This is a genomic window from Castellaniella sp. (assembly GCF_034007085.1).
GTDB lineage: Bacteria > Pseudomonadota > Gammaproteobacteria > Burkholderiales > Burkholderiaceae_B > Castellaniella.
This window is the reverse complement of sequence record NZ_JAVERO010000008.1, coordinates 14,560-40,587: the sequence shown is the minus strand read 5'-3', so window position 1 is coordinate 40,587 and position 26,028 is coordinate 14,560. Positions and strand designations below refer to the sequence as shown.

The 26,028-nt window shown below is 64.8% G+C and carries 22 protein-coding genes; 17 read left to right on the top strand and 5 right to left on the bottom strand.

The genetic code is table 11. The features are described from left to right. A partial coding sequence (locus tag RBR29_RS01850; RefSeq protein ID WP_320346650.1) for an AsmA-like C-terminal region-containing protein occupies window positions 1-1,671 on the top strand: 1,671 nt, incomplete at its 5' end. Window positions 1,672-1,727: 56 nt separating this feature from the next. On the opposite strand, the gene gdhA is transcribed toward RBR29_RS01850, so the two are convergent. The 3 genes from gdhA to trxA form a co-directional block, all read right to left on the bottom strand. Next, window positions 1,728-3,068 (bottom strand): NADP-specific glutamate dehydrogenase, encoded by a 1,341-nt coding sequence (gene gdhA / locus RBR29_RS01845; RefSeq protein WP_320346648.1) that lies wholly within the window; start codon window positions 3,066-3,068, stop codon window positions 1,728-1,730. Between the two features lie 13 nt (window positions 3,069-3,081). Next, window positions 3,082-4,338: a transcription termination factor Rho gene (gene rho, locus RBR29_RS01840; protein ID WP_320346646.1), complete on the bottom strand. Its 1,257-nt coding sequence runs from the start codon at window positions 4,336-4,338 to the stop codon at window positions 3,082-3,084. A gap of 98 nt (window positions 4,339-4,436) precedes the next feature. Then, window positions 4,437-4,763, bottom strand: a complete 327-nt coding sequence (gene trxA / locus RBR29_RS01835; protein ID WP_320346644.1) for a thioredoxin TrxA — start codon at window positions 4,761-4,763, stop codon at window positions 4,437-4,439. Between the two features lie 149 nt (window positions 4,764-4,912). Here trxA and RBR29_RS01830 point away from each other — a divergent pair, with 149 nt between their 5' ends. The 13 genes from RBR29_RS01830 to RBR29_RS01770 all read left to right on the top strand — a co-directional run bounded on the left by RBR29_RS01830 (window position 4,913) and on the right by RBR29_RS01770 (window position 21,989). Beyond that, window positions 4,913-6,874 (top strand): DNA topoisomerase IV subunit B, encoded by a 1,962-nt coding sequence (locus tag RBR29_RS01830; protein WP_320346642.1) that lies wholly within the window; start codon window positions 4,913-4,915, stop codon window positions 6,872-6,874. 48 nt (window positions 6,875-6,922) lie between these two features. Further along, window positions 6,923-9,229, top strand: a complete 2,307-nt coding sequence (parC, locus tag RBR29_RS01825) for a DNA topoisomerase IV subunit A (RefSeq protein ID WP_320346640.1) — start codon at window positions 6,923-6,925, stop codon at window positions 9,227-9,229. A gap of 79 nt (window positions 9,230-9,308) precedes the next feature. Beyond that, on the top strand, window positions 9,309-10,355 hold the full coding sequence (locus tag RBR29_RS01820) for a CDP-6-deoxy-delta-3,4-glucoseen reductase (protein ID WP_320346638.1): 1,047 nt from the start codon (window positions 9,309-9,311) through the stop codon (window positions 10,353-10,355). A 112-nt stretch (window positions 10,356-10,467) separates the two neighbouring features. Beyond that, window positions 10,468-11,721, top strand: a complete 1,254-nt coding sequence (locus tag RBR29_RS01815; protein WP_320346636.1) for a D-amino acid dehydrogenase — start codon at window positions 10,468-10,470, stop codon at window positions 11,719-11,721. 6 nt (window positions 11,722-11,727) lie between these two features. Next, complete coding sequence (locus tag RBR29_RS01810) at window positions 11,728-13,041, top strand: extracellular solute-binding protein (protein WP_320346634.1); 1,314 nt, start codon at window positions 11,728-11,730, stop codon at window positions 13,039-13,041. A gap of 213 nt (window positions 13,042-13,254) precedes the next feature. Beyond that, complete coding sequence (locus tag RBR29_RS01805) at window positions 13,255-14,124, top strand: TcpQ domain-containing protein (protein ID WP_320346633.1); 870 nt, start codon at window positions 13,255-13,257, stop codon at window positions 14,122-14,124. Further along, window positions 14,121-15,722, top strand: a complete 1,602-nt coding sequence (locus tag RBR29_RS01800) for a hypothetical protein (protein WP_320346631.1) — start codon at window positions 14,121-14,123, stop codon at window positions 15,720-15,722. The genes RBR29_RS01805 and RBR29_RS01800 overlap by 4 nt, the downstream gene beginning before the upstream one ends. 1 nt (window position 15,723) lies before the next feature. Continuing rightward, window positions 15,724-16,992: a hypothetical protein gene (locus RBR29_RS01795; protein WP_320346629.1), complete on the top strand. Its 1,269-nt coding sequence runs from the start codon at window positions 15,724-15,726 to the stop codon at window positions 16,990-16,992. After that, on the top strand, window positions 16,976-17,494 hold the full coding sequence (locus RBR29_RS01790; RefSeq protein ID WP_320346627.1) for a hypothetical protein: 519 nt from the start codon (window positions 16,976-16,978) through the stop codon (window positions 17,492-17,494). Before RBR29_RS01795 ends, RBR29_RS01790 begins: the two co-directional genes overlap by 17 nt. Continuing rightward, window positions 17,491-19,185 carry an ATPase, T2SS/T4P/T4SS family gene (locus tag RBR29_RS01785; RefSeq protein ID WP_320346625.1) on the top strand — a complete coding sequence of 565 codons (1,695 nt, stop codon included), beginning with the start codon at window positions 17,491-17,493 and terminating at the stop codon, window positions 19,183-19,185. The genes RBR29_RS01790 and RBR29_RS01785 overlap by 4 nt, the downstream gene beginning before the upstream one ends. Next, complete coding sequence (locus RBR29_RS01780; protein WP_320346623.1) at window positions 19,182-20,297, top strand: pilus assembly protein; 1,116 nt, start codon at window positions 19,182-19,184, stop codon at window positions 20,295-20,297. Before RBR29_RS01785 ends, RBR29_RS01780 begins: the two co-directional genes overlap by 4 nt. 44 nt (window positions 20,298-20,341) lie before the next feature. Further along, on the top strand, window positions 20,342-20,917 hold the full coding sequence (locus RBR29_RS01775; protein WP_320346621.1) for a type 4 pilus major pilin: 576 nt from the start codon (window positions 20,342-20,344) through the stop codon (window positions 20,915-20,917). After that, window positions 20,907-21,989: a hypothetical protein gene (locus tag RBR29_RS01770; RefSeq protein ID WP_320346619.1), complete on the top strand. Its 1,083-nt coding sequence runs from the start codon at window positions 20,907-20,909 to the stop codon at window positions 21,987-21,989. The genes RBR29_RS01775 and RBR29_RS01770 overlap by 11 nt, the downstream gene beginning before the upstream one ends. Window positions 21,990-22,065: 76 nt before the next feature. On the opposite strand, the gene RBR29_RS01765 is transcribed toward RBR29_RS01770, so the two are convergent. After that, window positions 22,066-23,292 carry a urate hydroxylase PuuD gene (locus RBR29_RS01765; protein WP_320346618.1) on the bottom strand — a complete coding sequence of 409 codons (1,227 nt, stop codon included), beginning with the start codon at window positions 23,290-23,292 and terminating at the stop codon, window positions 22,066-22,068. A gap of 56 nt (window positions 23,293-23,348) precedes the next feature. After that, window positions 23,349-23,702, bottom strand: coding sequence for a hydroxyisourate hydrolase (uraH, locus tag RBR29_RS01760; RefSeq protein ID WP_320346617.1), 354 nt, complete (start codon window positions 23,700-23,702; stop codon window positions 23,349-23,351). A 234-nt stretch (window positions 23,703-23,936) separates the two neighbouring features. Between uraH and RBR29_RS01755 the strand changes: the two genes are divergently transcribed. The 3 genes from RBR29_RS01755 to RBR29_RS01745 all read left to right on the top strand — a co-directional run bounded on the left by RBR29_RS01755 (window position 23,937) and on the right by RBR29_RS01745 (window position 25,959). After that, complete coding sequence (locus RBR29_RS01755; protein WP_320346615.1) at window positions 23,937-24,707, top strand: GntR family transcriptional regulator; 771 nt, start codon at window positions 23,937-23,939, stop codon at window positions 24,705-24,707. Window positions 24,708-24,731: 24 nt separating this feature from the next. Beyond that, entirely contained in the window at window positions 24,732-25,661 is a 930-nt protein-coding gene (gene puuE, locus RBR29_RS01750) for an allantoinase PuuE (protein WP_320346613.1), read from the top strand. Window positions 25,662-25,773: 112 nt separating this feature from the next. Further along, a complete protein-coding gene (locus tag RBR29_RS01745; protein WP_320346652.1) occupies window positions 25,774-25,959 on the top strand; it encodes a SlyX family protein in 186 nt (61 codons plus the stop codon). Window positions 25,960-26,028 lie beyond the last annotated feature (69 nt).

The window sequence follows — 26,028 nt, the reverse complement described above, 5'->3', positions numbered from 1 at the left end:
CTGGGGGGGGGCCAGGACACCGGGCTGGATTTCCAGGGGCGGATCGGCGCACGGGCGCTGGCCGATTACGTGGGTGTGCCGGGCATGCGGCGGATCACAGGGGCGCTGGACTATCGCGCGTCTCTGCGCATGCAGGGGCGCGCCACGGTCTTTGTCCTGGACTCGGACACCCGGGGGCTGGGGCTGGATTTTCCCGCGCCGCTGGCCAAGCCTGCCGCCCAGGCCCGTTCCCTGCATGTGCAGTGGTCGGATGCCGATCCTGTGGCAGACCGGCTGGATGCCCAGTATGGCGATGCCTTGCGCCTGGCCCTGCGGCATGATCGCAAGCTTCGTAGCGGGCCTTATTTCCGGGGAGCAGCCGTAGGGGCAGGCCGTGCTGCCGATGCCAGTGCGGATGGTTTGCGGGTCGAAGTCGCCTACCCATTGTTCGACCTGGATTTGTGGAATCGTATCGTCGACGAGTTTTCCATCCCGCGGCGGGGTACTGCCGTGCGACAGTCTGCTTCACGGCCGTTGTGGCCGGATCTGAGCCTGTTGAGCGTCCAGGCCGATCAGATGCGGCTCATGGATACGCGCCTGGATCAAGCCGTGCTGCGGGTATCGCGCACCCCGCAAGAGCAGTGGTCGATGAATGTGCGTTCGGAACAGACCAGCGGCACGCTCAAGTGGCAGGAACGTGACGGGCGGGTGTTGGGCCATATGTCGGCGCGTTTTGCCCGCCTGAGCCTGGGCGATGATCCGCGTGATGCCCGGTCCCTGCTGCCCGAGGCCGAACCTGACGAGGACGCCTCGTTCGACGACGATCTGGAAATTCCAGGCATCGTGCTGCAGGCCGATGAACTGCGCTTGTACGGACGTTCAATGGGGGCCTTGACCCTGGAGGGCGTGCGCGATGGCGCCCGCCATGTCTGGGAACTGCACAATCTGCGTCTGGGTGACGAGGATGCCCGGCTGCGCGGGTCGGGCCTTTGGCGGCTGCGAGGGCAGGATCGGGGGCTGGAACTGAATGCCTCGGTACAGGCGGACGATCTGGGCGCCTGGATGGACCGGGCTGGCTGGAAGGACGTGATGTCCGGCGGCAAAGGCACGCTCAAAGGGCGTTTCCAGTGGCACAATCTGCCTTGGACACGTGAAAAAGCGGATCTTCAGGGTACGCTTCACATTGAACTGGACAAGGGCCGGTTCCAGAAGCTGGGCTCGCACACGGCCAAATTGCTGGAATTCCTGTCGCTGCAGTCCATCGCCCGGCTGACGGACCTGGACCGCGGGCTGGCCGGCCTGCCCAAGGACGGCTTCCCTTTCGATCAGTTGCGCGGGGTACTGGACATGGACCGGGGCCAGGTGACGGTTCGCGACTACAAGGTGATCGGCCCCGTGGGCACGATCCTGCTGGATGGCAACACCAATATCGTGAACGAAACCCTGGACCTGCAGGCCGTCATCGTGCCTAACCTGGATGTCAGCGGTGCGGCGTTGGCCGCCGGCATCGCTATCAATCCGGTGGTCGGCCTGGGGGCTTTCGTGACCCAGTGGCTGCTGAAGACGCCGCTGGCCCACAGCATGACGGCACGTTATCGCATCACAGGTTCATGGGACGACCCCAAGGTCCAGGACGTGCCGGTGGACGTCGGCGCCGAACAGGCCACGCAGCCTGCTGCGACGGCGCAATGAAAAAAGCTCCCGAGGGAGCTTTTTTCAGGGATGAGGCCATTGGGCTGGGTGCGTCATCAGTAGACCCCCTGGGCCAGCATGGCATCGGCGACCTTCACGAAACCGGCAATATTGGCGCCGTTCAGGTAGTTGACAGTCTTGTCCACGCGACCGTAGCGCACGCAATTCTGGTGGATGTCGCGCATGATCGCATGCAGCTTGGCGTCGACTTCGTCCCGCGTCCAGGACAGGCGCTGGGCATTCTGGCTCATTTCCAGGCCGGATACCGCCACGCCGCCGGCGTTGCTGGCCTTGCCGGGGGCATACAGCACGCCTGCAGCGATGAAGGCTTCGGCGGCTTCGATGGTCGAAGGCATGTTGGCGCCTTCGGCCACGCAACGCACCCCGTTGGCGATCAGGGTGCGGGCGTCGTCGATTTCCAGTTCGTTTTGCGTCGCGCAGGGCAGAGCCACGTCCACGGGCACGTGCCAGGGGCGCTTGCCAGCTTCATAGGTCAGGCCGAATTGCCTGGCGTATTCCTCGACACGGCCGCGCCTTTCGTTTTTCAGTTCGATCAGGGCTGCCAGTTTTTCTGCCGTGAAGCCTGCGGGATCGACCACACAGCCATGGGAATCGGACACTGTGACGACTTTGGCGCCCAGTTGCAGGCATTTTTCGATGGTGTATTGCGCCACATTGCCCGAACCGGAGACCGAGACCGTGTAGCCTTCGAGCGATTGGCCGGCATGCTTGAGCATTTCTTCGGCGAAGTAGACCGTGCCGTAGCCGGTGGCTTCGGGGCGGATCAGGCTGCCACCGAAGCTCAGGCCCTTGCCGGTGAAGACGCAGGCGCCCTGGTTGGACAGTTTTTTCATCATGCCAGCCATGAAGCCGACTTCGCGGGCCCCCACGCCGATGTCGCCGGCCGGCACGTCCGTGTCAGGCCCCAGGTGTCGATGCAGTTCGATGATCAGTGCCTGGCAGAAGCGCATGACTTCGGCGTCAGACTTGCCCTTGGGGTCGAAATCGGATCCGCCCTTGCCGCCCCCCATGGGCAGGGTGGTCAGCGCGTTCTTGAAGGTCTGCTCGAAGGCCAGGAATTTCAGGATGGAAAGATTCACCGAGGGGTGGAATCGCATGCCGCCCTTGTAGGGGCCGATGGCCGAATTGTGCTGGATGCGGAAACCCCGATTGACCTGGATTCGTCCGGCGTCATCCATCCAGCTGATGCGGAACTGCAGGGCGCGTTCGGGTTCGACCAGGCGTTCGAGCAGGGCCTGGCTGGCGTAGCGCGGGTTCTGCTGGATGAAAGGCCACAGGCTGTGCATGACTTCTTTGACGGCCTGCATGAATTCGGGTTGATGCGGGTCCCGGGCCTGAATCCGGGAGAGAAACTGATCGACGGAAGGAAGTGTCATCAAAGGTGCTCGCTTATTTTTTCATCATGTCAAAAAACTCGGCGTTGTTCTTGGTGGCCCGGATTTTGTCCAGGATGAATTCCATCGCTTCGGCGTCGTCCATATCGTGGATGAATTTGCGCAGGACCCAGATCTTCTGTAGAAGTTCGGGTTTGATCAGGAGCTCTTCGCGGCGGGTGCCGGATTTGTTCAGGTTGATGGCCGGGTAAATGCGTTTTTCGGCCAGCCGGCGTTCGAGGTGGACCTCGGAATTGCCGGTGCCCTTGAATTCTTCGTAGATGACCTCGTCCATGCGGCTGCCGGTCTCGATCAGGGCGGTGCCGATGATCGTCAGGGAACCGCCTTCTTCCAGGTTGCGCGCCGCGCCAAAGAAACGCTTGGGGCGCTGCAGCGCGTTGGCGTCCACGCCCCCGGTCAGGACCTTGCCCGAAGTCGGCACCACGGTGTTGTAGGCACGAGCCAGGCGGGTGATCGAATCCAGGAGAATGACCACGTCCTTTTTCATTTCGACCAGCCGCTTGGCCTTTTCAATGACCATCTCGGCGACCTGGACGTGGCGCGTGGCGGGCTCGTCGAATGTCGAGGCCACGACTTCACCGCGCACGGTGCGCTGCATTTCGGTGACTTCTTCGGGGCGCTCGTCCACCAGCAGCACGATCATCACGGCGTCGGGGTAGTTGGTGGTGATGGCGTGCGCGATATGCTGCATGATCACCGTCTTGCCGGACTTCGGGCTGGCGACCACCAGGGCGCGCTGGCCCTTGCCGATCGGCGCGAAGATGTCCATGATGCGGCCGGTGATGTTTTCCTTGCTCTTGATGTCGCGTTCCAGTACCAGGGGTTCGTCCGGGTGCAGCGGCGTCAGGTTTTCGAACATGATCCGGTGCTTGATGGCTTCCGGGACCGTGCCGTTGACCTTGTCAACTTTGACTAGCGCGAAATAGCGCTCTCCATCCTTGGGGGTGCGGACCTCGCCCTCGATGGAGTCGCCCGTGTGCAGGTTGAAACGCCGGATTTGCGAAGGAGAAATGTAGATGTCGTCGGTGCTGGCCAGGTAGGATGTTTCGGGCGAACGCAGGAAGCCGAAACCATCGGGCAGGACTTCCAGGACGCCGTCGCCGAAGATCTGTTCGCCCTGTTTGGCCCGCCGTTTCATGATGGCAAACATCAGTTCCTGCTTGCGCAGCCGATTGGCGTTTTCGATCTCGAGACCGGCTGCCATTTCGAGCAGCTGCGAAACGTGCAGCGCTTTGAGTTCGTTCAAGTGCATGGGAAAGAGGGAGAGGGAAGAAAAGAGAAGGTCGTCGGATGGCCGGCGAACCCGGAACCGGGTTCGCGCGCGGGATCACAGCGGATGGACGGGATGCGTCAGAGGGCTTCGTCGAGGAAGGCCTGGAGCTGGGCGCGCGACAGGGCGCCGACTTTGGTGGCCACGGCCTTGCCGCCCTTGAACAGCATCAGGGTGGGGATGCCGCGGATGCCGTACTGGGCTGCGCTGCTGGGGTTTTCGTCCACATTGAGCTTGGCGATGGTCACGCGGCCCTGGTATTGGGCTGCGATCTCGTCGAGCAGGGGTGCGATCATTTTGCAGGGGCCACACCATTCAGCCCAGTAGTCGACCAGGACGGGCAGGTCGGATTGGAGCACGTCGCCCGAAAAGGACGCGTCGCTGACGTGCTTGATGGAATCACTCATGTCGTGTGCGCGGATGCGAGGATAAGGGAAGACGGCGGACCGGGATGAAATCGCCCCAGGAAAGGGCGCATCGATCCGATGGAGATAAGCATACCATTAATTCTCCGTAAAATAGGCCTCTTTTGAATCACACAGACGGACGGAAAACGTTGGGCACCACACGCTACGATGAATCGTCGATCCGCGTCCTGAAGGGGCTGGAGCCCGTGCGCCAGCGCCCTGGGATGTACACGCGCACCGACAATCCGCTGCACATCATCCAGGAAGTCGTCGACAATGCCGCCGACGAAGCGTTGGCCGGGCATGCCCGCAGCATCGCGGTCACGCTGCATGCCGATGGCAGTTTGACGGTCGAGGATGACGGGCGCGGCATTCCGGTGGGCGAGCACCCCGAGGAACACGCGCCCGTGGTCGAACTGGTCTTCACTCGCCTGCATGCGGGGGGCAAGTTCAGCAAGGCCGATGGCGGCGCCTATGCGTTTTCAGGCGGTCTGCACGGGGTCGGGGTGTCGGTCACCAACGCCTTGTCCACGCGGCTCGAGGTGACTGTCTGGCGCGACGGCGGCGAATGGCGCATCGTCTTTGCCGGTGGCGAGGTGATCGAACCGCTGGCCCAGGTGGCCACTGTCGGGCGCCGCCGCACCGGCACCCGGGTGCGGGCCTGGCCGGATGCGCGCTACTTTGACCATGCTCAGGTGCCGCTGGGCGAACTGGAACATGCGTTGCGCAGCAAGGCGGTGCTGTTGCCGGGCACGCGGGTGACGCTGGCGCTGGAAAAAACCGGTCAGCGGCGCGAATGGCACTATGAATCCGGGCTGCGCGGGTACCTGGACGAGGCTCTGGGCGGCACGCCGGTCCTGGCGCCACCGTTCGAGGGCAGTCAGTATGCGGACCAGGACGACGAGCAGTACGCGCCCGGCGAAGGCGCCCAGTGGGTCGTGGCCTGGACCGAGGAAGGGCCGGTGGTGCGTGAATCCTATGTCAACCTGATTGCCACGCCGGCCGGAGGCACCCACGAGTCGGGCCTGCGTGAAGGTCTGTTCGGGGCGGTCAAATCGTTCGCGGAACTGCACAATCTGCTGCCCAAGGGTATCCGCCTGCTGCCCGAGGATGTGTACGCGCGTGCCAGTTTCATCCTGTCGGCCAAGATCCTGGACCCGCAGTTCCAGGGCCAGATCAAGGAACGCCTGAACAGCCGCGATGCGGTCCGCCTGGTCGGTGGATTCCTGCGCAATGCGCTGGAACTGTGGCTGCACGCCAACGTCGAACAGGGCAAGAAGATCGCCGAACTGGCCATCGGCCAGGCACAGGCGCGTTCGCGTGCCGCGCGCAAGGTCGAAAAGCGCAAGGGCTCGGGGGTTGCCGTGCTGCCGGGCAAGCTCACCGATTGCGAATCGACCGATGTGAGTCGTACCGAGGTCTTCCTGGTCGAGGGGGATTCGGCCGGCGGTTCGGCCAAGATGGGGCGGGACAAGGAATTCCAGGCGATCCTGCCGCTGCGCGGCAAGATCCTGAATGCCTGGGAAGTCGAGCGCGACCGCCTGTTCGCCAACCAGGAAATACACGATATTTCCGTGGCCATCGGTGTCGATCCGCACGGTCCCGGCCAGCAGGCCGATCTGTCGGGCCTGCGCTATGGCCGTATCTGCATTCTGTCGGATGCCGATGTGGACGGCGCACACATCCAGGTCCTGTTGCTGACCTTGTTCCTGCGCCATTTTCCGCGCCTGATCGAGGCGGGCCACGTCTATATCGCCCGCCCGCCGCTGTTTCGCGTGGACGTGCCGGCAGCCGGCAAGCGGCCGGCGCGCAAGCTCTATTGCCTGGATCAGGTGGAACTGGATACGGTGCTGGAAAAACTGCGCGGCGAAGGACTGCGCGAAGGCGGCTGGCGCATCAGCCGTTTCAAGGGCCTGGGCGAGATGAATGCCGAACAGCTCTGGGACACGACGCTCAATCCCGATACCCGTCGCCTGGCGCGGGTGCGTCATGGGGATGATGGCCTGTCGGCTTCGGAGCGCATGTTCGACCTGCTGATGGCGCGTGGCGAAGCCGCCCAGCGGCGTGGCTGGCTGGAAGAAAAAGGCAATCTGGCCGATGTGGACGTTTAGGTTCCTCAGGGCCTGTTGGACGTTAATCAAGGTGTCGCGAAGACTGGAATGGATCTGAATCAGACTGAATTGCTGGATGGGGGTGACGATAGCCTGGTGCTGGCGCGCTATGCGGAGCAGGCCTATCTGGACTATGCCGTGTCGGTGGTGCGCGGTCGCGCGCTGCCCGAAATATCCGACGGCCAGAAGCCGGTGCAGCGCCGTATCCTGTATGCCATGGATGCGATGGGGCTGGGGCCCCAGGCCCGGCCCGTGAAGTCTGCTCGCGTGGTCGGCGATGTGCTGGGCAAATACCACCCGCACGGCGACCAGGCGGCCTACGATGCCATGGTGCGCATGGCGCAGGACTTCGTGCTGCGCTATCCGCTGATCGATGGGCAGGGCAACTTCGGTTCGCGTGACGGCGACAACGCCGCCGCCATGCGCTACACCGAGGCCCGCCTGACGCCGTTTGCCCGGCTGCTGCTGGACGAACTGGACGAGGGCACGGTCGATTTCACGCCCAACTACGACGGCAGCCAGCAGGAACCCGTCTGTTTGCCGGCGCGCCTGCCGATCATGCTGCTGAACGGCGCTTCGGGCATTGCGGTGGGCATGGCGACCGAAATTCCTTCCCACAATCTGCGCGAGGTCGCGCGCGCCTGCGTGGCGCTGTTGCGCAGGCCGAACCTGCCCGATGAAGAACTGTTCACGTTGGTACCGGGGCCGGATTTTCCCGGCGGCGGTCAGATCATCACGCCAGCCGAGGATATCGCCCAGATCTATGCCTGCGGCCGGGGCACCCTGAAAGCGCGTGCGCGCTGGCATTTCGAGGACATGGCGCGCGGCCAGTGGCAACTGGTGGTGACCGAACTGCCGCCTGGCGTTTCGGCCCAGAAGATCCTGGAAACCATCGAGGATCTGACCAATCCCAAGCCACGCGCCGGCAAGAAATCCCTGTCGGCCGAACAGCAGCAGACCAAGGCGCTGGTGTTGGGCATGTTGGACTCGGTGCGCGACGAATCCGGCAAGCAGGATCCTGTGCGGCTGGTCTTCGAACCCAAGACCAGCCGCATCGATCGTGATGAATTCGTCACCATGCTGCTGGTGCGCACCGGCCTGGAAGGCAATGTGCCGGTCAACCTGGTGTGCATCGACACCGATGGGCGGCCAGGCCAGCGCAGCCTGCGCCAGATCCTGGAATCCTGGCTGGCTTTCCGTGCGCAAACGGTCACGCGGCGCACCCGTCATCGCTTGGACAAGGTGCAGGACCGCATCCACATCCTGGAAGGCCGCAGCATTGTCTACCTGAATGTGGACGAGGTCATCCGCACCATCCGCGAGGCGGATGAGCCCCGTGCGGCGCTGATGGAACGCTTCCGGCTGACTGAACGCCAGGCCGACGACATCCTGGAAATGCGCCTGCGCCAGCTGGCCCGCCTGGAAGGCATCCGCATCGAGCAGGAACTGGCGCAAAAGCGCGAGGAACAATTGGCCCTGCAGGAACTGCTGGACGATCCCGCCGCGTTCAAGCGCCTGATGATTCGCGAGATCGAGGCCGACGCCAAGCAGTACGGGGATGACCGCCGCACGCTGATCGAGACGGCCGAAAGGGCCGTCCTGGAAACGGTAGTGGTCGATGAGCCTGTCACGGTGGTGGTGTCCCAGAAGGGCTGGCTGCGCACCCGCCAGGGCCATGGCCATGATGCATCGCAGTTTGGCTTCAAGACGGGCGATGCCCTGTACGACGCCATCGAATGCCGCAGCACCCAGGAATTGATGGCGCTGTCCAATACCGGCCGATCCTACAGCATCGCGGTTGCCAGCCTGCCCTCGGCGCGTGGCGACGGGCAACCGGTGACTGCGATGATCAGCCTGGAACCCGGCAGCCGCATCGTCCACATGCTGGCCGGCGAGCCCGATCGGCGGGTCCTGCTGGGCGTGGCCTCGGGCTACGGTTTTCTGGCGCGGATCGGTGATCTGTCCACGCGCCAGCATGCCGGCAAGCAGTTCATCACGCTGGACAAGGGCGACAAGCTGCTCAAGCCGCTGTTGTTGCGTCCGGACGACACGGCCGTGGCCCTGCTCAGCCGCAAGGGCAAGTTTCTGGTGGTGGCGCTCGATGAGCTGAAAACCTTGTCCAGCGGTGGGCGCGGCACCATCCTGATGGGGCTGGACGAGGGGGATGGCATCGAGCAGTGGGCCGGGGTGGGCGGCTCGGGCGTGGTGCTGCGCGGCGTGTATCGGGCGCGCGATACGGAACTGGTCCTGACGCCCGATGAACTGGCCCTGTATGCCGGCCGGCGGGCCCGCAAGGGGCGCTTGCTGGACGTCAAGATCAAGCAGCCCAGCCTCTGGCCCGGTGGCGAAAATTGATGTGAACGCAAGACCCAGGACCGGCACGGAGGGCTAGAATAGGACTCTTGCACTGCAACATGCCGATGGAATCCATATCATGAGCTTCAAGGTCACGGTGCTGCCGGCCGGCCGGGAATTCCTGGTCGAACCGGGGCAGACGGTCCTGGATGCCGCCCTGGCGGCGGGCATCGTTCTGCCCTACAGCTGCCGCAATGGGACGTGCTCCACCTGCCAGGGCCGGGTGGTGTCGGGTGAATATGACGCCGGGCAGGCGCCAGCCCGCATCCTCGATGCGGCCGATCTGGCACAGGGGCATACTCTGTTGTGCCAGGCGCGCCCGAACTCCGATCTGCTCATCGAGGCCCGCGAGGTGCGCATGGCCGACGATATCGTGGTGCGCAAGATGCCCGTGCGGGTGCTGTCCCTGGATCCGCTGGCTCCCGACGTGATGGAAATCTCGCTGCAGTTGCCCTCGGCAGAGGCCTTCCGTTTCCAGCCGGGGCAGTATCTGGAATTCATCCTCAAGGACGGTAGCCGGCGCAGCTATTCCATGGCTTGTGGCCAGCTTGAAGACCATCGGCTGCGCCTGCATGTGCGCCACATGCCGGGCGGGCTGTTCACCAGCCGGGTCTTCGGTGTGGGGGCCGAACCGCTCAAGCCGCGCGATATCCTGCGCATCGAGGGGCCGTTGGGTTCGTTCTTCCTGGATCCCGATGACTCCCGGCCCATCGTCTTTCTGGCCAGCGGGACGGGTTTCGCGCCCATTCAGGCCATGGTCGAAGGCATGCTGGCAAGGGGCGATACGCGCCCGGCGACGCTGTACTGGGGGGGGCGCCGTCCCGCCGATCTGTACCGGCAGGATCTGGCGCTCGGATGGCAAGACCGCCTGCCAGGATTCCGTTATGTCCCCGTCCTGTCCGAGGCGGCACCAGACGACGGCTGGGAGGGACGGACCGGGTGGGTGCATCTGGCCGTCATGGCGGATCTGCCCGATCTGTCCGGCCATCAAGTCTATGCGTGCGGCAATCCGGCCATGGTCGAGGCCGCACGCCGGGATTTCATCGAGCAGTGCGGATTGGCGCCCGAGGCGTTTCACGCCGATGCGTTCACTTCGGCGGCGGATCTGGCCAGGGTCGACGCATGAGTTCCATTTGTCATGCTGTGCCTGCGGCGGGCCGTCCATCCGACGGCTGGCATGCCGCTGCAGCTCCGTTTCGGGGCTGTGGACAGAGACCGTGCTGCGGAGCGGCGCCACGATGAAAATCGCCGTTTTCGGCGCGGGCATCATCGGGGTGTCCAGCGCATGGTGGCTGGCGCGTGCCGGCCACGAAGTCGAGGTCATCGAGCGGCGCCCTGGGGCGGCACTGGAAACCAGCCGGGCCAATGGCGGCCAGATCTCCGTCTGCTATGCCGAGCCCTGGGCCAGTGCCCATACGCTGCGCAAAGTCTTGCGCTGGATCGGGCGCTCCGATGCACCGCTGCGCGTGTCGCCGCGCCTGGAACCTCGGCAATGGCTGTGGTGCGCGCGATTCCTGAACGAATGCCGCGCCTCACGCTTCACGGCGAATCTGCGTGCCATGGTCAGCCTGGCGCGCTACAGTCGCGCCACATTGCGTGAAATGCGGGCGGAATTGGGGATCGAATACGACCATCTCGAACGCGGCATCCTGGCCTTCTATCGTGATCCGCAGGCATTCGAACATGCCCAGGTCAGTGCCGCGCAGATGCGCGAACTGGGGGTGGATCGGCGCATCGTCGATGCGGCCGAGGTCTTGCGCATCGAACCGGCGCTGGCGGCGTCCCGGGAGCCGATCATCGGCGGTGATTTCACGGCGGATGACGAATCCGGCGATGTCCATCAGTTCACCCGCGCCCTGGCTGAACGGGCACAAGGCGCGGGGGTGCGCTTTCGCTACGATACTCGGGTCAATCGGCTGATTCCCGTGGAAGGCCGCATTTCCGTGGCCGAACTGATCGGGCCCGATGGGACGTTCCAGTCCCTGCATGCGGACGCCTACGTGCTGGCCCTGGGCAGTTTCACGCCGCAGCTGGCGGCGCCGCTGGGCCTGTCCTGCCCAGTCTGGCCGGCCAAAGGCTATTCCGCGACTTTTCGTCTGCGGGACCCGGCGGCGGCGCCCATGGTCAGCCTGGTGGACCAGGAATCCAAGCTGGTCTTTTCGCGTCTGGGAGATCGGCTGCGCATGGCAGGGACGGCCGAGATCGGCGGCTATTCCCGCGTCCTGGACACTGGCCGTTGCAATCGCCTGGTCGAGCAGGCCCGTGCCCTGTTCCCAAGCGCCCTCGATTTTGCTAACGTTCAGTTCTGGTCCGGCCTGCGGCCCACGACGCCTTCCAACGTCCCCCTCATCGGTCGTACCCGGATACGCAATCTCTACCTGAACACGGGCCATGGCAGCCTTGGCTGGACCATGGGGGCGGGTTCAGGTAGGGTGTTGGCAGACCTGGTGTCCGGTCGGGCACCGGATATCGACTTTCCTTTTTTGGATTGAATCATCATGAATCTTCCTTCTGGCTCCGGCGCGCTGCGTCCAGGGGTGCGCCTTGTCTGGGCGCTGGTGGCGGCTTTCGCAGTCACTCCTGCCTGGGCTGCGACCGAAGTGCCGGTCTGGCATACTCTCAAGGGTCATAATGCCGAAGCTTTCCAGGACCTGATCAAGGCCTACAACCGCAGCCAGTCCGACGTCAAGGTCGTGGCGCGCGCCTTCGATACGCCGGAAGCGCTCGACAAGGCATTGGGTGCGGCGGCTCAGTCCAAGAATCTGCCGGCCTTGGCGCAGATTGGTGACAGCCATACCCTGGAAGACGTCGCTCGGCGCAGTTACGTGCAACCGTTCCACGTGCTGCAGAAATCCTCGGCGATGAAAAACACGCGCTGGTTCGTGTCCTCGGACAATGCCTTCGTCCATGATGCCAAGGGCCAGTTGATGGCCTTTCCGTACATGCTGGAAATCCCCGTCATGTACTACAACCAGGATGCCTTCAAGAAAGCCAATCTGGCGCCTGCCGTGCCGCAGCGCACCTGGATGGAACTGCAGGGGCAACTCGTGACCATGGCCAACAATGGCTCGCGTCAATGTCCGCTGACTTCCGATTTGCCGGTGTCCATCAACCTGGAAAACCTGGCGGCGGTCAACAATCAGTTCTACGCCAGTGCAGACAATGGCCTGAAGGCCAAGGGTCTGCCCAGCTTTTCCTTCGACTCGACCTACGTGCGCCACTTGTCGCTGATGATCAGTTGGGTGCGTTCCCAGATCATGGTGCGCCCGGATGCCGGCATGCATTCCATCGAGCGCTTCTCCAAGGGCGAATGCGCCGTGCTGATGTCCAGTTCAAGCCATATCGGCGAATTCAATGGCCAGCGCAAGCTGAACTACGCAGTCTCCGGCCTGCCGTATTATCCCGAGGTCACGCGCAAGCCCGGCAACCCTTTCGTCAGCGGTTCCGGCCTGTGGGTCATGAAGACCCCCAAACCCGTCACCGATGCCACGGCAGCCTTCCTGGGCTGGCTGTCGCAGCCCGAGCAGGCGTCGCGCTGGTATCAACAGACCGGCTTCCTGCCGCTGACTCAGGCGGCCTTTGACGCCACCCCCGCCAGCTACTACGCCAAACTGGGCCAATGGCGTGATCTGGTGGCGGTCTACAGTGGCAAGGCCGTCCTGACGGCCCAGGGGTTCCGCATCCACAATTATCCGGCCATCCGCTCGCGGTTCCAGCAGATCCTGGATTCTGCACTCAGTGGCCAGCAGCCGGCAGTCACGGCCCTGAACATGGCCTCGACCGAGGCCAACAAGCTGGTGCGCCAGCGCTGACCATGCGGCCGGCGGCGGGATGGTTCCCGCCAGATCGCCGCCGCGCCGCTCGATTTTCCTGATGTCCGCCGCCCCCGGGCGCCCGCCGATCTTACGGCGAGGCACCGGGGGTGGATCTTTTTAGCCGTTCGCATATCTCCGTCTGGCGGGCCAGACCCGGACGCGCCACCATGAGCGCTGTGATTCACGATTGCCGTGTCGCAGGGGAAAAACATGATCAGGCTGTTGGGCGCAGGGTTGTTGCTGGTGGGCTTGGGAGGCTGCGCTGCCACGGGCGATGGCGCCTGGTGGCGTGAATTGACGGGTTGGCCATCTGCGCTCGGCGTCTACCGTTTTGATTGGCATATCGCGGGCGATCCTGCGCTGGCGCCGCTGCAGGTCTTCGACGATGGGCGCGAGACCTGGCTGCAGTATCCCGCCGACCAGCCTGCGCCCGCTGTGTTCGAACGCTCTGCGCGGGGTGATCGGCTGTTGCGGCCCCGGCGTGATCGGGACTATCTGGTTCTGCGGGGCGTGCCGGCGCGTATCGTGCTGCGCGGTGGCCTGTCGCAAGCCGAAGTCTGGCGCGCCGGGGAAATGCCGCCAGGGATGGACGCCGCTCCGCCCGCGCCGCGCTCCTTGGCAAATGACGACGGGCCAAGCACGCATCTGCCGATGCCTGTGCCGCCGCCCCGGCCTGTGCCGTTGCCTATCCCGCCAGCACCACCCAAGCCGCTTGCCAGTGATCCAGCCAAGCCGGGGCCGGCGACGGCCGTGCCGATCGTTCAGCCGGTTGCAAAAAACCGGCTGGCCTCTTTCGATGTATCTCCGGCCGATGGCAACGTCCGTCGGGCGCTGGAACGCTGGGCGCGCGCTGCTGGCTGGACCTTCGAAGCGGAGCACTGGGATGTGGATGCCGACATTCCTCTGGCTGGGTCTGCCGCCTTTGGTGACGAGTTCCGGGAAGCGGTGCGTGGCCTGTTGTCCGCCACCGAACTTGGAGACCGGCCAGTCCAGCCCTGTTTCTATGCGAACCGGGTACTCAGGGTCGTGCCACTGGCGCAGCGCTGCGATCGGACTCAGGTCCCAGGAGACGCGCCATGACGGTTCGTTGCTGGGCGCCTGCCCTTGTCTGTCTGTGCCTGGGTTTGTCCGGCTGCGCCTTTTCTGAACGATTGCGCCAGTTGGCGGACGATTTTCGCCAGGCGGATGCCGCTGCGTCCAGGGAACACGGGCGCTTCGCCCGGGCTGCCGCTGATCCGGAAGCCGGCGCGCGTCGGGTTGCACAGGACATTGACCGGCCCTGGATCGCTGGCCGGGCACAGCCGCTGGCCAGGGAATTGACGCTGCCCGCGCCCCTGCGCGCCAATGTGCGCACAACCCTGTTGTTTGCCGACGGCACCGGGGATTTGCGTCGGATCGCACGACGTATCGCAGCGGTCACGGGGATTCCAGTGCATGTGCGGCCGGATGCCCTGCTGCCGCCTGGTTTTTTTCTGCCGCGCCTGGCGGGTGCGGCCGGGCAGGGTGTCGCACCTTCCGATCCGCCAGAGCCTTTCGATCTGGCTTCGGGGCCGGCGCCGTTGCCGCTCATCCTGGACCGCTTGTGCGCCCATCTGGGCGTGCGCTGGCGCTATGAACGGGACCGCATCGAATTTTTTCGCACTGATACCCGGGTCTTCGATGTCCAGGCGCTGACACTGGATGCACGCGTTCAGGCATCGCTGGGGCAGGGGCGGGATGCTTCGTCCGGGGGCTTCGTCAGTGCGTCCAGCACGCGCTTGAGCAGCGGGGAGCAGGACATGATGAAGGTGGTCCGCGCACGGATCGAGCCGTTTCTTTCACGGGCGGGGGTGCTGGCGGCCGAACCCGGTGCGGGCGCGGCGGTCGTCGTGACCGATACGCCCGATGTCCTGGACCGCATCGCCCGCTACCTGGATCGGGAAAATCGGGCGCTGACACGGCGAGTGCGTCTGGTCATCGAGGAGTTGACCGTGGCCCTGAGCGAACAGGCCCAGGCCGGCATCGACTGGAATCTGGTGTTTTCCGGCGCCCGCCTGGCTGCCGGGCTGGCCGTGCCGGCCCTGGCCAATGGCAAAGGCGGTCAGCTGGGGGTGGATATCGTCCAGGGGCCTTTTTCCGGCAGCGAAGCGGTGATCCGTGCCCTGGGCGAATCCGTTCAACTGGTGCGCCGCAGCAGCGTGCCGATCCTGGGCTTGAATCGCCGGCCAGTTTCGCATGCGGTGCGTACGACATTCTCGTACATCGACCGGATCGAGACCACGCCGATTTCCGGGACCAGTGGCCTGGCGGTGCCGGCCGTGTCTGTCAACCAGAAGTCTGAAACGGTCGGGTCTTTGCTGACTCTCGTTCCCGATGCCCAGGAAGACGGCCAGATCCTGCTGTCGCTGGCCTATGACAACACGGTGGCCCAGCCGCTCAAGACCATTACCCTGGGGGACAAGGATCATCCCTTGCAGTTGCAGCAGCTGACTATCGAGGGCAACGGGACGGTGCAGCAGCTGGCCCTGCAGCCAGGGCAGCCCCTGGTCGTGTCCGGGTTCGACCGGCAGACATCCGAGTCCGCCGAACGGCGCCTGAATCCCGGGATGCCCGCGTTGTTTGGCGGCGGCAATCAGCTCGATGTCCAGCGGCTGACCACAGTCCTGATCATCACCGCACGGGTCGAGGAAGGGCTCTGACATGGCGCGTGCCGCTCGTCTCGTCTGGGTCGGCCGGGTGCCACTGGCTTTCGGGTTGGATTGGATTCCATTGCTGGGTGACCCGGATGCAGCCCGGGCGCGGGCGCGAGGCCTGGGGGCGTCTCATCGCGTGCTGTCGGGTGATCCTCCTGCCGCGCTGGGCCTGGCGCGCGGCTTGCCGACGGGCCTGGTGTGCTGGTCGGCAGCGGATCTGCTGGCGCGTCGCCACCCGCGCGGGACCGTGGCCTGCTTGCTGCCGTACGAATCGGGGGGCTGGCATGTGCTGGCCGTCCACGAGGGTGTCGCGCTGTCGCGGGCCGACCGCAGCTATCCCGACGAGGCGCTGGCCCGCGCGGCTGTCGATGCCCTGCGCCAGGCGCATCCGGCACTGGAATTGCTTGCCGAACCTTCGGGTCCGGATGCGATCAGCCTGCTGCAGGCGCTGGCCGTTCAGGCAGCGGGCAGCCCACCCTTGGAGCCGGTCCGGCGACGTGGCCTGCGGCTGTTCATCCTGGCTGCAATCGCAGGCCTTGGCATCGCTGGCTGGCTGCATTGGGGCGGCGGATCTGATGCCATCGCCACGGTTGAACCCGATGCGCGGGCCCACTGGGATGCCGCATTGGAACGTGTTCTGGCGCATCGCCCGCTTCATGGCGAGGCTGGCACCCAGGCACTGTTGGATGCGCTGTACCGCCAACCGGCGCAGTTGGGTGGCTGGGCCCTGCATGCCCTGCGTTGCCGGCCGCAGCCGGATGGTGCGCACTGGCATTGCATGAGCGAATACCGCCGTCACGAGCGCCTGGCCGATAACCGGGCGCTGCTGCAGGATGCCCCAGCTGGCTGGCAACTGGATTTTCCATCCCTGGACATTGCGCGTGCCGCCTGGACGCTGTCTCTGCCTGGTCGGCAGGCTGATCCGCGCCATTTGCCGCGCGCGGGGTTGCTGGCGCGTGATTGGGCCAGTTCGCTCCAGGCGGTGCTGCCGGCGTTTGCTTCACTGCGGCTGGATACGGCCCGCCCGCTGGCGGTGCCGGCACCGCATGATGCTCAGGGGCGTGAGCTTCCCCGGCCAGAGGATTTTCCCAGCCTGTTCGTGCGCACGTTGCGGGTCGAAGGCCCCCTGCGTTCGGGACCATTGCTGGTGCCGCTGGCGGAATCTGTTTCCTGGCATCAAGCTTCTCTGTCGCTGGCGCCAAGCGCCCGTCCTGGGGTGCGCGCCAGCCGCCTGACCTTACTCCTTGAAGGAACCGTCTATGAAAACCGATCATGAATGCACGCGCCGGGCGGTGGGCCTGGCGTCGGCCTTGATGGCTGTGGGGGTTGCAGTCCAGGCCCAGGAAGTGATGTCGCCCGCTGTCGCCCAGGCCCGCGAGCCGGCACAGGCCAGTCCGGCATTCGAGGATCCGCAAACTCGCTGGGAAACCCAGTCGGTGCGCGAATTGATGCAGCAGGATCTGCGTGATGCGCTGCAGGTCCCGCCCGGTGGGGCCGCCCGCCGTGCGGACGCAGACTCCGGCATGAACGGTGTGCGCCCGGTATTGGAGCCTCGTCTGGTGGCCCTGTATGGCGTTGGCCGGGCCCTGATGGCCGAGGTCCAGGTGGGCCGCCGGGCGTATCTGTATGTGCGCGGCCAGGCATGGCCTGCAGGCCATGCGGGCGATCGGGGCGTTTATCAGCTGCGCGGCATGAACGGAGCCTGCGTCCAGCTCGAGCGCGGTGATGATCGTCATTCCCTGTGCCTGCGCATGCTGCTGGGCGAGGCACGGCCATGAAGCCCTGGTCCTCTGCCGTGTTGCTGGCCGAACCGCCACCGCCGTTCGACCCCGCGCGGGCGGGGGTCATCGACCATCCTGGTCAGCTGACGGCATTGCAGCCGGAGATCCGGCGGGTGCTGGCGCGAGATCTGGGCGTCCAGTCTTTGGCAGACCGGGTCTGCCCGGTGGAGCGGGCCGATGGCAGTGTGACGTTGCTGGCGCGGGCTGAATATGTCGGCAGTGACCAGGCGGATGCCCTGGAACGTCGGTTGCGGGCCGCTGGCCGGGTGCTGTCGGAACCCGCCCGCTACGTGCTGCCAGCTGCGTTATTGCTGGCCCTGTCGCGCGAGGACGGCGTCACGGGTCTGGTGCAGGTGGGGGATCGCACGCCCACAGCCCTGGCCGGGGTGTTTCAGGATCTGGTCGAATGGGGCGTGCGCCAGGGGGCGACGGACCTGCACTTGAATGTCCTCCGTGACGCCGAGGCATCCGAGGTCCGCTACACCGTGGCCGGCCGCTATGTTGCGCCGGAACGTTTCCGCCACATGCCCACCAGCCTGCTGCGCGATGTGCTTGCGGTAGCCTGGATGGACATCCAGGGGGGCAATGGGGCTGTGTTCGATCCCCTCCAGGAACAGCAGGGCAGTCTGCTGCGCCACGTGGATGGCCGGGCCTACACCTTGCGCTGGGCCTCCCTGGCGGCTGACCGGGGGCCCAGTGTGTGTCTGCGGTTTTTGTCGCGGGATGCCGAACCCGCTCCCGTGACGCTGGATGGGCTGGGCTATCGGGCCGACCAGGTTGCTCGTTTCGAACGAGTCCTCAGGTCCGAAGGGGGCGCTTTGGTGTTCTCGGGGACTGTGGGCTCAGGCAAATCGACGACATTGGCAGCCCTGATCCGCAGCTTGCCCGCGCATCGCAAGATCATCACCCTGGAAGAGCCGGTCGAATACCGGATCGATCGGGCCGTGCAGAACACCATTGGCCGTGACCTGGATCAGCAGGCCCACGGCCGCTACGCCGCCAAACTGCGGACCCTGAAACGTTCGGCCATGACTGATGTGTTGTTGGGGGAAATCCGCGATGTCGAAAGTGGGCTCGCGTTCATGGATCTGGCAGGGTCCGGCGTCAATGTCTACACCACCGTGCATGCGCCTTCGGCACGCGCCATCATCGATCGGCTGGCTTCCGATTTCATTGCCGTGCCGCGTGATTTTCTGATGACCCCTGGCATTCTGAAGCTGCTTGTCTACCAGGCATTGTTGCCGCGGCTGTGTCCGGATTGTGCAGTGCCGGCAGTGCCCGCCGAACTTGCGCGCCAGCAGCCAGGCAGTCACATCGCGGACTGGCAGCGGTGGCTGGACTGGATCGGGCTGGCCTGGGATGTCGATCCGGCTGGGCTGCGCCTGCGCCATCCGGCTGGCTGTGCGCGGTGTCGGCGTGTTGCGCTGCCGGAACTGTTCGGCTACGACGGCCGGACCGTTGCTGCGGAATGTCTGGAGCCCGGTTTGCCCGGCATGGAAAAAGGTGATGGTTATGTGCCGGATCCGCACACGAGCGCGATGGCGCACGCCATGGAAAAGGCCTTCTCCGGCCAGGTGGATCCGCGTGATGTCGAGGCGCGGTTCATGGCTTTCGAAACACTGCTGTTGCGTCAGGGGCGGCTGCTGGCTGGTGGCGCTGCGCCGCACCGCAAGGGGGCGCACCGATGATATGGGTCGCGGGGGTGCTGCCGCGCCTGCGCCTGCGCCTGGATGCCTGGCGCTTTTCGGGCCAGCGCGCGGATTACTTCGATTATCTCCAGGCGGTACTGTTGGGCGCGCAAGGCCGTCTGACCGTGCGTGAACTGTTTGACCGGGATGCGCTGCGCCATGGGTCCGGTACGGTGCGCGGCCGCTTGTCGCAGGCCTGGGCTCGGGCCTGCGAGGCCAGCGGCGGTGATCTGCGCGCCACATGGCTGGGCTGCTTTCCTGCCGATGAACTGGCACTCGTGCGAGTGGCCCAGGCTTGGGGCAATGCCCGGCTGCTGGCCTGCTTTCAGGCCTTGTCCAGCCACCTTGCATTGCTGATCCAGGCGCGCCGCATGTTGTGGACCACGCTTGGATCGGCTGCGGCTGCCCTGCTGGTGGCCAGCCTGCTGTTGCTGGCCTTGCCGCAATGGACGGTGCCTGCCTTGAGACAGTCCTTCCAAGGGCTTCCGCCTGCCTACCTGGGGGACTGGTCGCGTGCCCTGTTTGCCGGAGCAGATTGGTTGCGCATCTGGGGTGCCTGGCTGCCGGCCGGGATGGCTGCGCTGCTGGCGGCAGGGCTGTATTCCCTGCCGCGCTGGCGCGGATCGTTGCGCCAGCGCCTGGATCGTTTTGGGCCCTGGCGCTTGTATCGGCAGGTCCAGGCTTTGCGTCTGTTGGCGCTGATCTCGATTCTGCTGCAACCGGGGCACGGCGGGTCGACCCAGTTGCGCCCGGTGGTCCTGCTGTTTCTGGAAGATGCCGCACCTTGGCTGGGCGATCACCTGGAATGCATGGTCGAGCGCATCGATGATGGGCTGGCCGGTGCAGCGGCTTTCGACACGGGGCTGTTGGATCGCGATCTGTATTGGTTCCTGGAGGACATGGCTGCTGCGCGTGGTGTGCAGGCCGGGCTGCAGGCTGTGCATCAGCGGATGGCTGGTCGCTGGCTGGATCGCGTGCGGCACCAGGCTCTGGTGCTGCGCTGGGTGGTCTTGATGCTCGGGGTGATGGTCGTGCTGGGGATCGGTCTGTGGCATTACGCCGCGTTCGACGAATTGCGGCGCGGCTGGATGATGTTTCATGCCGGTTCCTGAGGACCGGCCCATTGGTGAGCCGGACATCCGGCAAAGGAGGCTTCATGCAAGTATTGGCACAATCGCGCGCTGTGCGCCGCCGGACGGGACAGGCGGGGTTTTCCCTGGTCGAAATTTCGATCGTGACCGCCATCGTGCTGTTGATTGCGGTGATCGGCATTCCCGCGATCGGTGGTTATGTGATGGAAAACAAGGTTCCCAAGGTCGGCCAGGAACTGGCTCGCTTCATCATGCATGTGCGCGTCAATGCGGGCACGTCCGGCGACATGCCCTACGAGAACATCGGCACCGCCAATCTGGCGGCCATGGTGGCGGATTCCACCGTGTTGACCCTGACGAATGATGGCTCGGTCTTGCACGGCCTGGGCAGTGGCGGTACGGTCGAAGTCGAGCCGGTGGATGCCGGCGCTGCGTTTCTGTTGCGCCTGAGACAGGTGAATCATGTGGCTTGTCCCTCGATTGCATCGGTGTTGCAACGTGTAGCCGACCGCATCACGGTAGAGGCTCGTGGCGCTGCTGCCCGGACGGTCAAGGACGAGTCCACGACCTACAACGCGCTGGCGGCGGAATCAGCCTGCGCCAAGGGGGACGTCAACCAGTTCGTGTTCCATGTCAGTTGAGCGCCTTCCGGATCGCGGGCACCAGCGCCAGCGCGGTTCGTTGCTGCTCGAATTCATGGTGGTTGCCATTCTTGGATTGGCACTGGCGGTCTGGGCCGGGCAGGAATGGGCGCAGCGCATCCGGGCGCTCCAGGCGCGTTCGCTGGCAGCCTGGATGCAGATCGCCGACGATGCGGCCGAGGGATTCCTGGCGCGTCATGCGGCCGCAATCGCCCTGGCCGAGGCGCCCGATGCGTTGGCGGGCCAGGGTTTTGCCAATTGGGCCGCGCCCAGCTGGGACGAGCTGCAGGCAGCGGGGCTGCTCGCCAGGGGCTGGCAGGCCCAGGGGCCGTTGCACCGGACCCTGGGCCTGAAGGTGATGCGCGACGGCGTATGTCCAGGGACAGCCTGCCGGGTGTGGGCATTGACGCATGCGCGGCCCGCACTGCGCACGGCGGCCGGTGGTGTGGACGAGGCGCTGGTGGCCGAATGGCTGCAGGCTGCCGAGGGGCGCGGGTTGGTGGTCTGGCCGCACCGGCCCGGCGCCCTGAGCGGTGCTGGCTGGCGTGTTCCGGTGCCGACAGAAGGCGGCGACGATTGGCAGCCGGGTGTCGTGGCGCTTGCGGCCCGACCCCTTGCAGGAGAACGCGGAGACCACACGCCTGGAGAGACCGACGCCTTTCTCCGGGTAGGGGACGCTCGGGATCCGGATTTTCAGGGCGTGCTCACGGTGCGGGGGGTGATTCGCAGCGGGACGCACCTGGCCGCGCGCGACAGTCTGCAGTTGGAACGCGGCTGGGGGATCGGTGAATTCTGTGCGCCGGAAGGCGCCTTGGGTCGCGCCCGGGATGGGTTGGGCATGCTGGCCTGCCGACAGGGTCTCTGGTCCTTGCTGGCGCGCCCGGCCGGGGGCGGCTACATGCTCAACAGTCGTCGGGGTTGTCGCAATGCGGCAGGCGATTCTTCGGCCAATCCCGTGACCGGCGCGTGTGCATGTCCGGCTGGCTATGTCATGGTACAGGTGGCCGAAAGCGGTTCCATCATGGCTCCCGAGGGCCTGAGCATGGGTTTCGTGTGTCTGGCGCAGCAATGAAACCGGCTGCTCAGGTTCGGGGCACAGGGCCGCGAGGCGGCCAGGGTCTACCCCTGGTGCAGCCTGTGACGACGTGCTACTTGCCGTTCCAGGCGGCAATCGTGGCGCGCTCTTCGTCGGTCATCTTCGTCAGGTTGGCCAGTGGCATGTACTTGCTGGCGACGACCTGCTTGATCTGCTCGGCGTGCTGCAGGGTCTGCTCGTTGGTGTCCAGCAGGATTCCCGCCGGCGCGGCGGCGAAGCCCGGCTGCGTGGGTTTGGCCGAATGGCATTCCGTGCAGCGGGCAGTCATGATGCCGTGGACCTGCTCCAGCGTAACGGCAGCCTGTGCGCTGCTGGCTTGCACGGCGGGATCGGAGGCACCGGCCGGCGCGGGCGCCGGGGCGGCGATCCAGCCGATGGTCGCCAGCATTGCGATGCCGGCCAGCGGGTAGCGCAGGTCGTTCTTGCCGGTGTGGCGCAGCACGAAATACTGGCGGATCACCGCGCCGGCGAAGATGAACAGGCTCATGATGACCCAGGCGTATTCGTTCGTGTAGGTAAACGAATAATGATTGCTGAGCATCAGGAAAATCACCGGCAGGGTGAAGTAGGTGTTGTGCACCGAACGCTGCTTGCCCAGGGCGCCGTCCAGCGGGTTCGGCTTTTCGCCGGCCTTCAGGGCCTTGACCATGCGACGCTGTCCGGGAATGATCCAGAAGAACACGCTGGCCGACATGCAGGTCGCCATCAGCGCGCCGGTGATCAGGAATGCGGCGCGGCCGGGGAAGATCTGCGTGGTCAGCCAGGCGACTAGTACCATCATCGCGCCCACGGCCACGCTCAGCAGTCCGTCGCGCTCGACGGTGGGGCTGATGATGCGGCACAAGCGCGAGTAGACGTTGTAGCCGATCACCAGAAACGCCACGGCCAGGATACCGGCCTCGGTGCCATTCATGTTGCGCGCCCATTCCCAGGGGCTGTCGGGATTGACCAGATAGATATCGGCGCGCAACAGGTACAGCAGCATGAACAGGCCGAAGCCCGACAGCCAGGTGGTGTAGGACTTCCAGAACGACCAGTGCAGGTCGTCAGGCAGTTCGGCCGGATTGGTCAGGTATTTCTGGTTGTGGTAGAAACCACCGCCGTGTACGGCCCACATTTCGCCGAACACGCCCAGTTGCTTGGCATGCTCGCCCTTGGGCGCACGCAGGCTCAGGTCGAGCATGACGAAATAGACGGATTCACCGATCCAGGCGATGGCGGCAATGACGTGCAGCCAGCGCAGCAACAGGTTGCCGTACTCAAGGAAAAAGCCTTCCATGAGAGTCTCCTCTTGGTTTCTTTGATCGTGGGGCTTGCCGGGTCGGAGCGTGAGGCTCAGCTGCCGCGGTAGGTGGACCAGGTCCACGGGGTCACGACCAGAGGGACGTGGTAGTTTTCGTCCGGGTTGGCGACGCCGAAGCGCAGCACGACCTGATCGACGAAACGGGGTTCGGGCAGCGGCACTCCTTTGCGAGCAAAATAGTCGCCAGCGTGGAAGACCAGTTCATAGATGCCCCGGGTCAGATCGGGGCCACTGAGCAAAGGCGCATCACATCGGCCGTCGTGGTTGGTGGCCGTTTGCGTGAGCAGGATGCGGGAATCGCCTTCGAGGCGATAGAGTTCAAGGGCAACGCCCTGGGCTGGCACACCATGCACGGTGTCCAGGACATGGGTGGAGAGTTTTCCCATGGGATGTCATGCCGGTCAGTATCCTGCCAATAGGCCCCCGGTATGGCCGGTCCCGGCGAGCGATTCGCCGGTTCGCGAAGTGCCGGACAGGCCGGCGGAATTCGGGGCAGGACGGATACGAATGATTGCCGACGAAGAATTGTCAACAATTTGTGTTGACGATTCTGGCGTGATTCCCCAATAATTGTCAACAATTTTTGTTGTCAATCCATCCTGTCGTTTTCACCTATGGCCATGCTCCAACTGAAGCCTGCCCCCGCTGCTCAGGATCTGAAGGCGCCACGCGCCTCGACCCTGCGCGATCCCAAACCGGTCGGGCAGCCGTCGGACGTCGATCGCGTCTATGGGGAAATCTTCGATGCCGCCATGGACCGTCGCTTGCTGCCCGGGGCCAAGCTGACCGAATCCGCGCTGTGCGCGGCTTTCGACTGTTCGCGCGGGACGGTACGGGCGGCGCTGGCGCGGCTGGCGCATGACAAGATCGTGGCGATCGAACCCAATCGCGGCGCCACGGTCTGGCAGGCGACACCCAAGGAAGTATGCGATGTGTTCGCCATGCGCCGTGCGCTGGAATGCATCGTGATCGATCAGCTCACGTCGCTGGACGACGTGGCGGATCGGCTGGCGCCTTTGCATGGCATGGTCGATCGCGAACAGCGCGCCTTCGAGCAGGGCGATCGCATCAGCTGGCTGCGCCTGTCCAACGCCTTTCATGTCGAACTGGCCCGCCTGCTGGACAATCAGGTGCTGACGGAGATGCTGGCCGGCCTGTGCGCCCGGACCACGCTGATCATCGCGCTGGGCGACGCCCCCCGAGACAGCACCTGCTCGTACCTGGAGCATCGGGATATTCTGGATCGTATCGCACGCCGCGACGCGCCGGGTGCGCGCGCCGCCATGGATCACCATCTCAAGGACTGCGAGCAGCGGATGGATGCGGCGGGCAGTGCAGACCTTGACCCCTGGGCGGCATTCCAGCGCCCGAACCTGACCCCATCGATCTGACTTCATTCATCAGGAGAACCTTTCATGGCAGACAAGCATTACCCCCGCGATCTGGCCGGCTATGGCCGCATCCCGCCACAGGCCAATTGGCCGGGCCAGGCACGCGTGGCCGTGCAGTTTGTCATCAACTACGAAGAAGGGGGGGAAAACTGCGTCCTGCATGGCGATCCGGGTTCGGAACAGTTCCTGTCCGAGATCATCGGCGCGGCTGCCTATCCGGCCCGCCACTTGTCGATGGAATCCATTTACGAATACGGTTCGCGCGCCGGTGTCTGGCGCATTCTGCGGGAATTCGAACGTCGCAACCTGCCGCTGACGGTCTTTGGCGTGGGCATGGCGCTGGAGCGCAACCCTGAGGTCGCGCGTGCCTTTGTCGAACTGGGCCATGAAATCGCCTGTCACGGCTATCGCTGGATCCACTATCAGGATGTGCCCGAGGATGTAGAGCACGAGCATTTCCAGCGCTGCGTGGAAGTCGTCTCGAATCTGCTGGGACGCCATCCGGATGGCTGGTATACCGGGCGCGACAGTCCCAATACGCTGCGCATCGTCGCCGAGGAAGGCCAATTCCTGTACGATGCCGATTATTACGGCGATGACCTGCCGTTCTGGACCGAAGTCGATCTGGGCGGCGGCAAGGTCCACCCCCAGCTCATCGTGCCCTATACGCTGGACGCGAATGACATGCGCTTTGCCTCGCCGCAGGGCTTCAACACCGCCGATCATTTCTTCACCTACCTGCGCGATGCCTTCGACGTGCTCTATGCCGAGGGCGAGACTGCACCGAAGATGATGTCGGTTGGCCTGCATTGTCGCCTGATCGGCCGGCCGGGGCGTTTCGCCGGCCTGCAGCGTTTCCTGGACCACATCCAGAAGCACGACCGGGTCTGGATCGCCACTCGCGCCGATATCGCCCGCCACTGGGTGAAGGAACACCCCTATAAACCCGCCTGATCTTTCAATGTCCGGAGCCTATCCCATGGTCTCTTCCAATCTGCCGGCTGGTACCGTCATCGAGGCCCCTGCCGTCGACCCGGAACCCGGCGCTCTGGTGGAAAAACGCCTGATGGACCTGGAGGTCAAGGCGGCCTATGCCGATGACCTGTTGGATCAGCTGAACCGCACCGTTTTCCGGCAACAGCAGCAGATCGAGTCCCTGGCGCGCGAACTGCTGGCCTTGCGACAGCAGTTCGCCGCCAGTGGTGTGCCCGGCACAGGCGGGGCCGCCGACGAGCGCCCGCCGCATTATTGATTTTGCGGCTGCTGCCCTGAGCGGCCTCGGGCCGGGCAGGATGCTCGTCCAGCGGCGTGCAGTGCCTGG

Coding starts and splice junctions, on each gene's coding strand:
- gdhA (WP_320346648.1), bottom strand. CDS start 3,068: ATGACACTTCCTTCCGTCGATCAGTTTCTCTCCCGGATTCAGGCCCGG.
- rho (WP_320346646.1), bottom strand. CDS start 4,338: ATGCACTTGAACGAACTCAAAGCGCTGCACGTTTCGCAGCTGCTCGAA.
- trxA (WP_320346644.1), bottom strand. CDS start 4,763: ATGAGTGATTCCATCAAGCACGTCAGCGACGCGTCCTTTTCGGGCGAC.
- parC (WP_320346640.1), top strand. CDS start 6,923: ATGGATCTGAATCAGACTGAATTGCTGGATGGGGGTGACGATAGCCTG.
- RBR29_RS01820 (WP_320346638.1), top strand. CDS start 9,309: ATGAGCTTCAAGGTCACGGTGCTGCCGGCCGGCCGGGAATTCCTGGTC.
- RBR29_RS01815 (WP_320346636.1), top strand. CDS start 10,468: ATGAAAATCGCCGTTTTCGGCGCGGGCATCATCGGGGTGTCCAGCGCA.
- RBR29_RS01810 (WP_320346634.1), top strand. CDS start 11,728: ATGAATCTTCCTTCTGGCTCCGGCGCGCTGCGTCCAGGGGTGCGCCTT.
- RBR29_RS01805 (WP_320346633.1), top strand. CDS start 13,255: ATGATCAGGCTGTTGGGCGCAGGGTTGTTGCTGGTGGGCTTGGGAGGC.
- RBR29_RS01800 (WP_320346631.1), top strand. CDS start 14,121: ATGACGGTTCGTTGCTGGGCGCCTGCCCTTGTCTGTCTGTGCCTGGGT.
- RBR29_RS01795 (WP_320346629.1), top strand. CDS start 15,724: ATGGCGCGTGCCGCTCGTCTCGTCTGGGTCGGCCGGGTGCCACTGGCT.
- RBR29_RS01790 (WP_320346627.1), top strand. CDS start 16,976: ATGAAAACCGATCATGAATGCACGCGCCGGGCGGTGGGCCTGGCGTCG.
- RBR29_RS01785 (WP_320346625.1), top strand. CDS start 17,491: ATGAAGCCCTGGTCCTCTGCCGTGTTGCTGGCCGAACCGCCACCGCCG.
- RBR29_RS01780 (WP_320346623.1), top strand. CDS start 19,182: ATGATATGGGTCGCGGGGGTGCTGCCGCGCCTGCGCCTGCGCCTGGAT.
- RBR29_RS01775 (WP_320346621.1), top strand. CDS start 20,342: ATGCAAGTATTGGCACAATCGCGCGCTGTGCGCCGCCGGACGGGACAG.
- RBR29_RS01770 (WP_320346619.1), top strand. CDS start 20,907: ATGTCAGTTGAGCGCCTTCCGGATCGCGGGCACCAGCGCCAGCGCGGT.
- RBR29_RS01765 (WP_320346618.1), bottom strand. CDS start 23,292: ATGGAAGGCTTTTTCCTTGAGTACGGCAACCTGTTGCTGCGCTGGCTG.
- uraH (WP_320346617.1), bottom strand. CDS start 23,702: ATGGGAAAACTCTCCACCCATGTCCTGGACACCGTGCATGGTGTGCCA.
- RBR29_RS01755 (WP_320346615.1), top strand. CDS start 23,937: ATGCTCCAACTGAAGCCTGCCCCCGCTGCTCAGGATCTGAAGGCGCCA.
- puuE (WP_320346613.1), top strand. CDS start 24,732: ATGGCAGACAAGCATTACCCCCGCGATCTGGCCGGCTATGGCCGCATC.
- RBR29_RS01745 (WP_320346652.1), top strand. CDS start 25,774: ATGGACCTGGAGGTCAAGGCGGCCTATGCCGATGACCTGTTGGATCAG.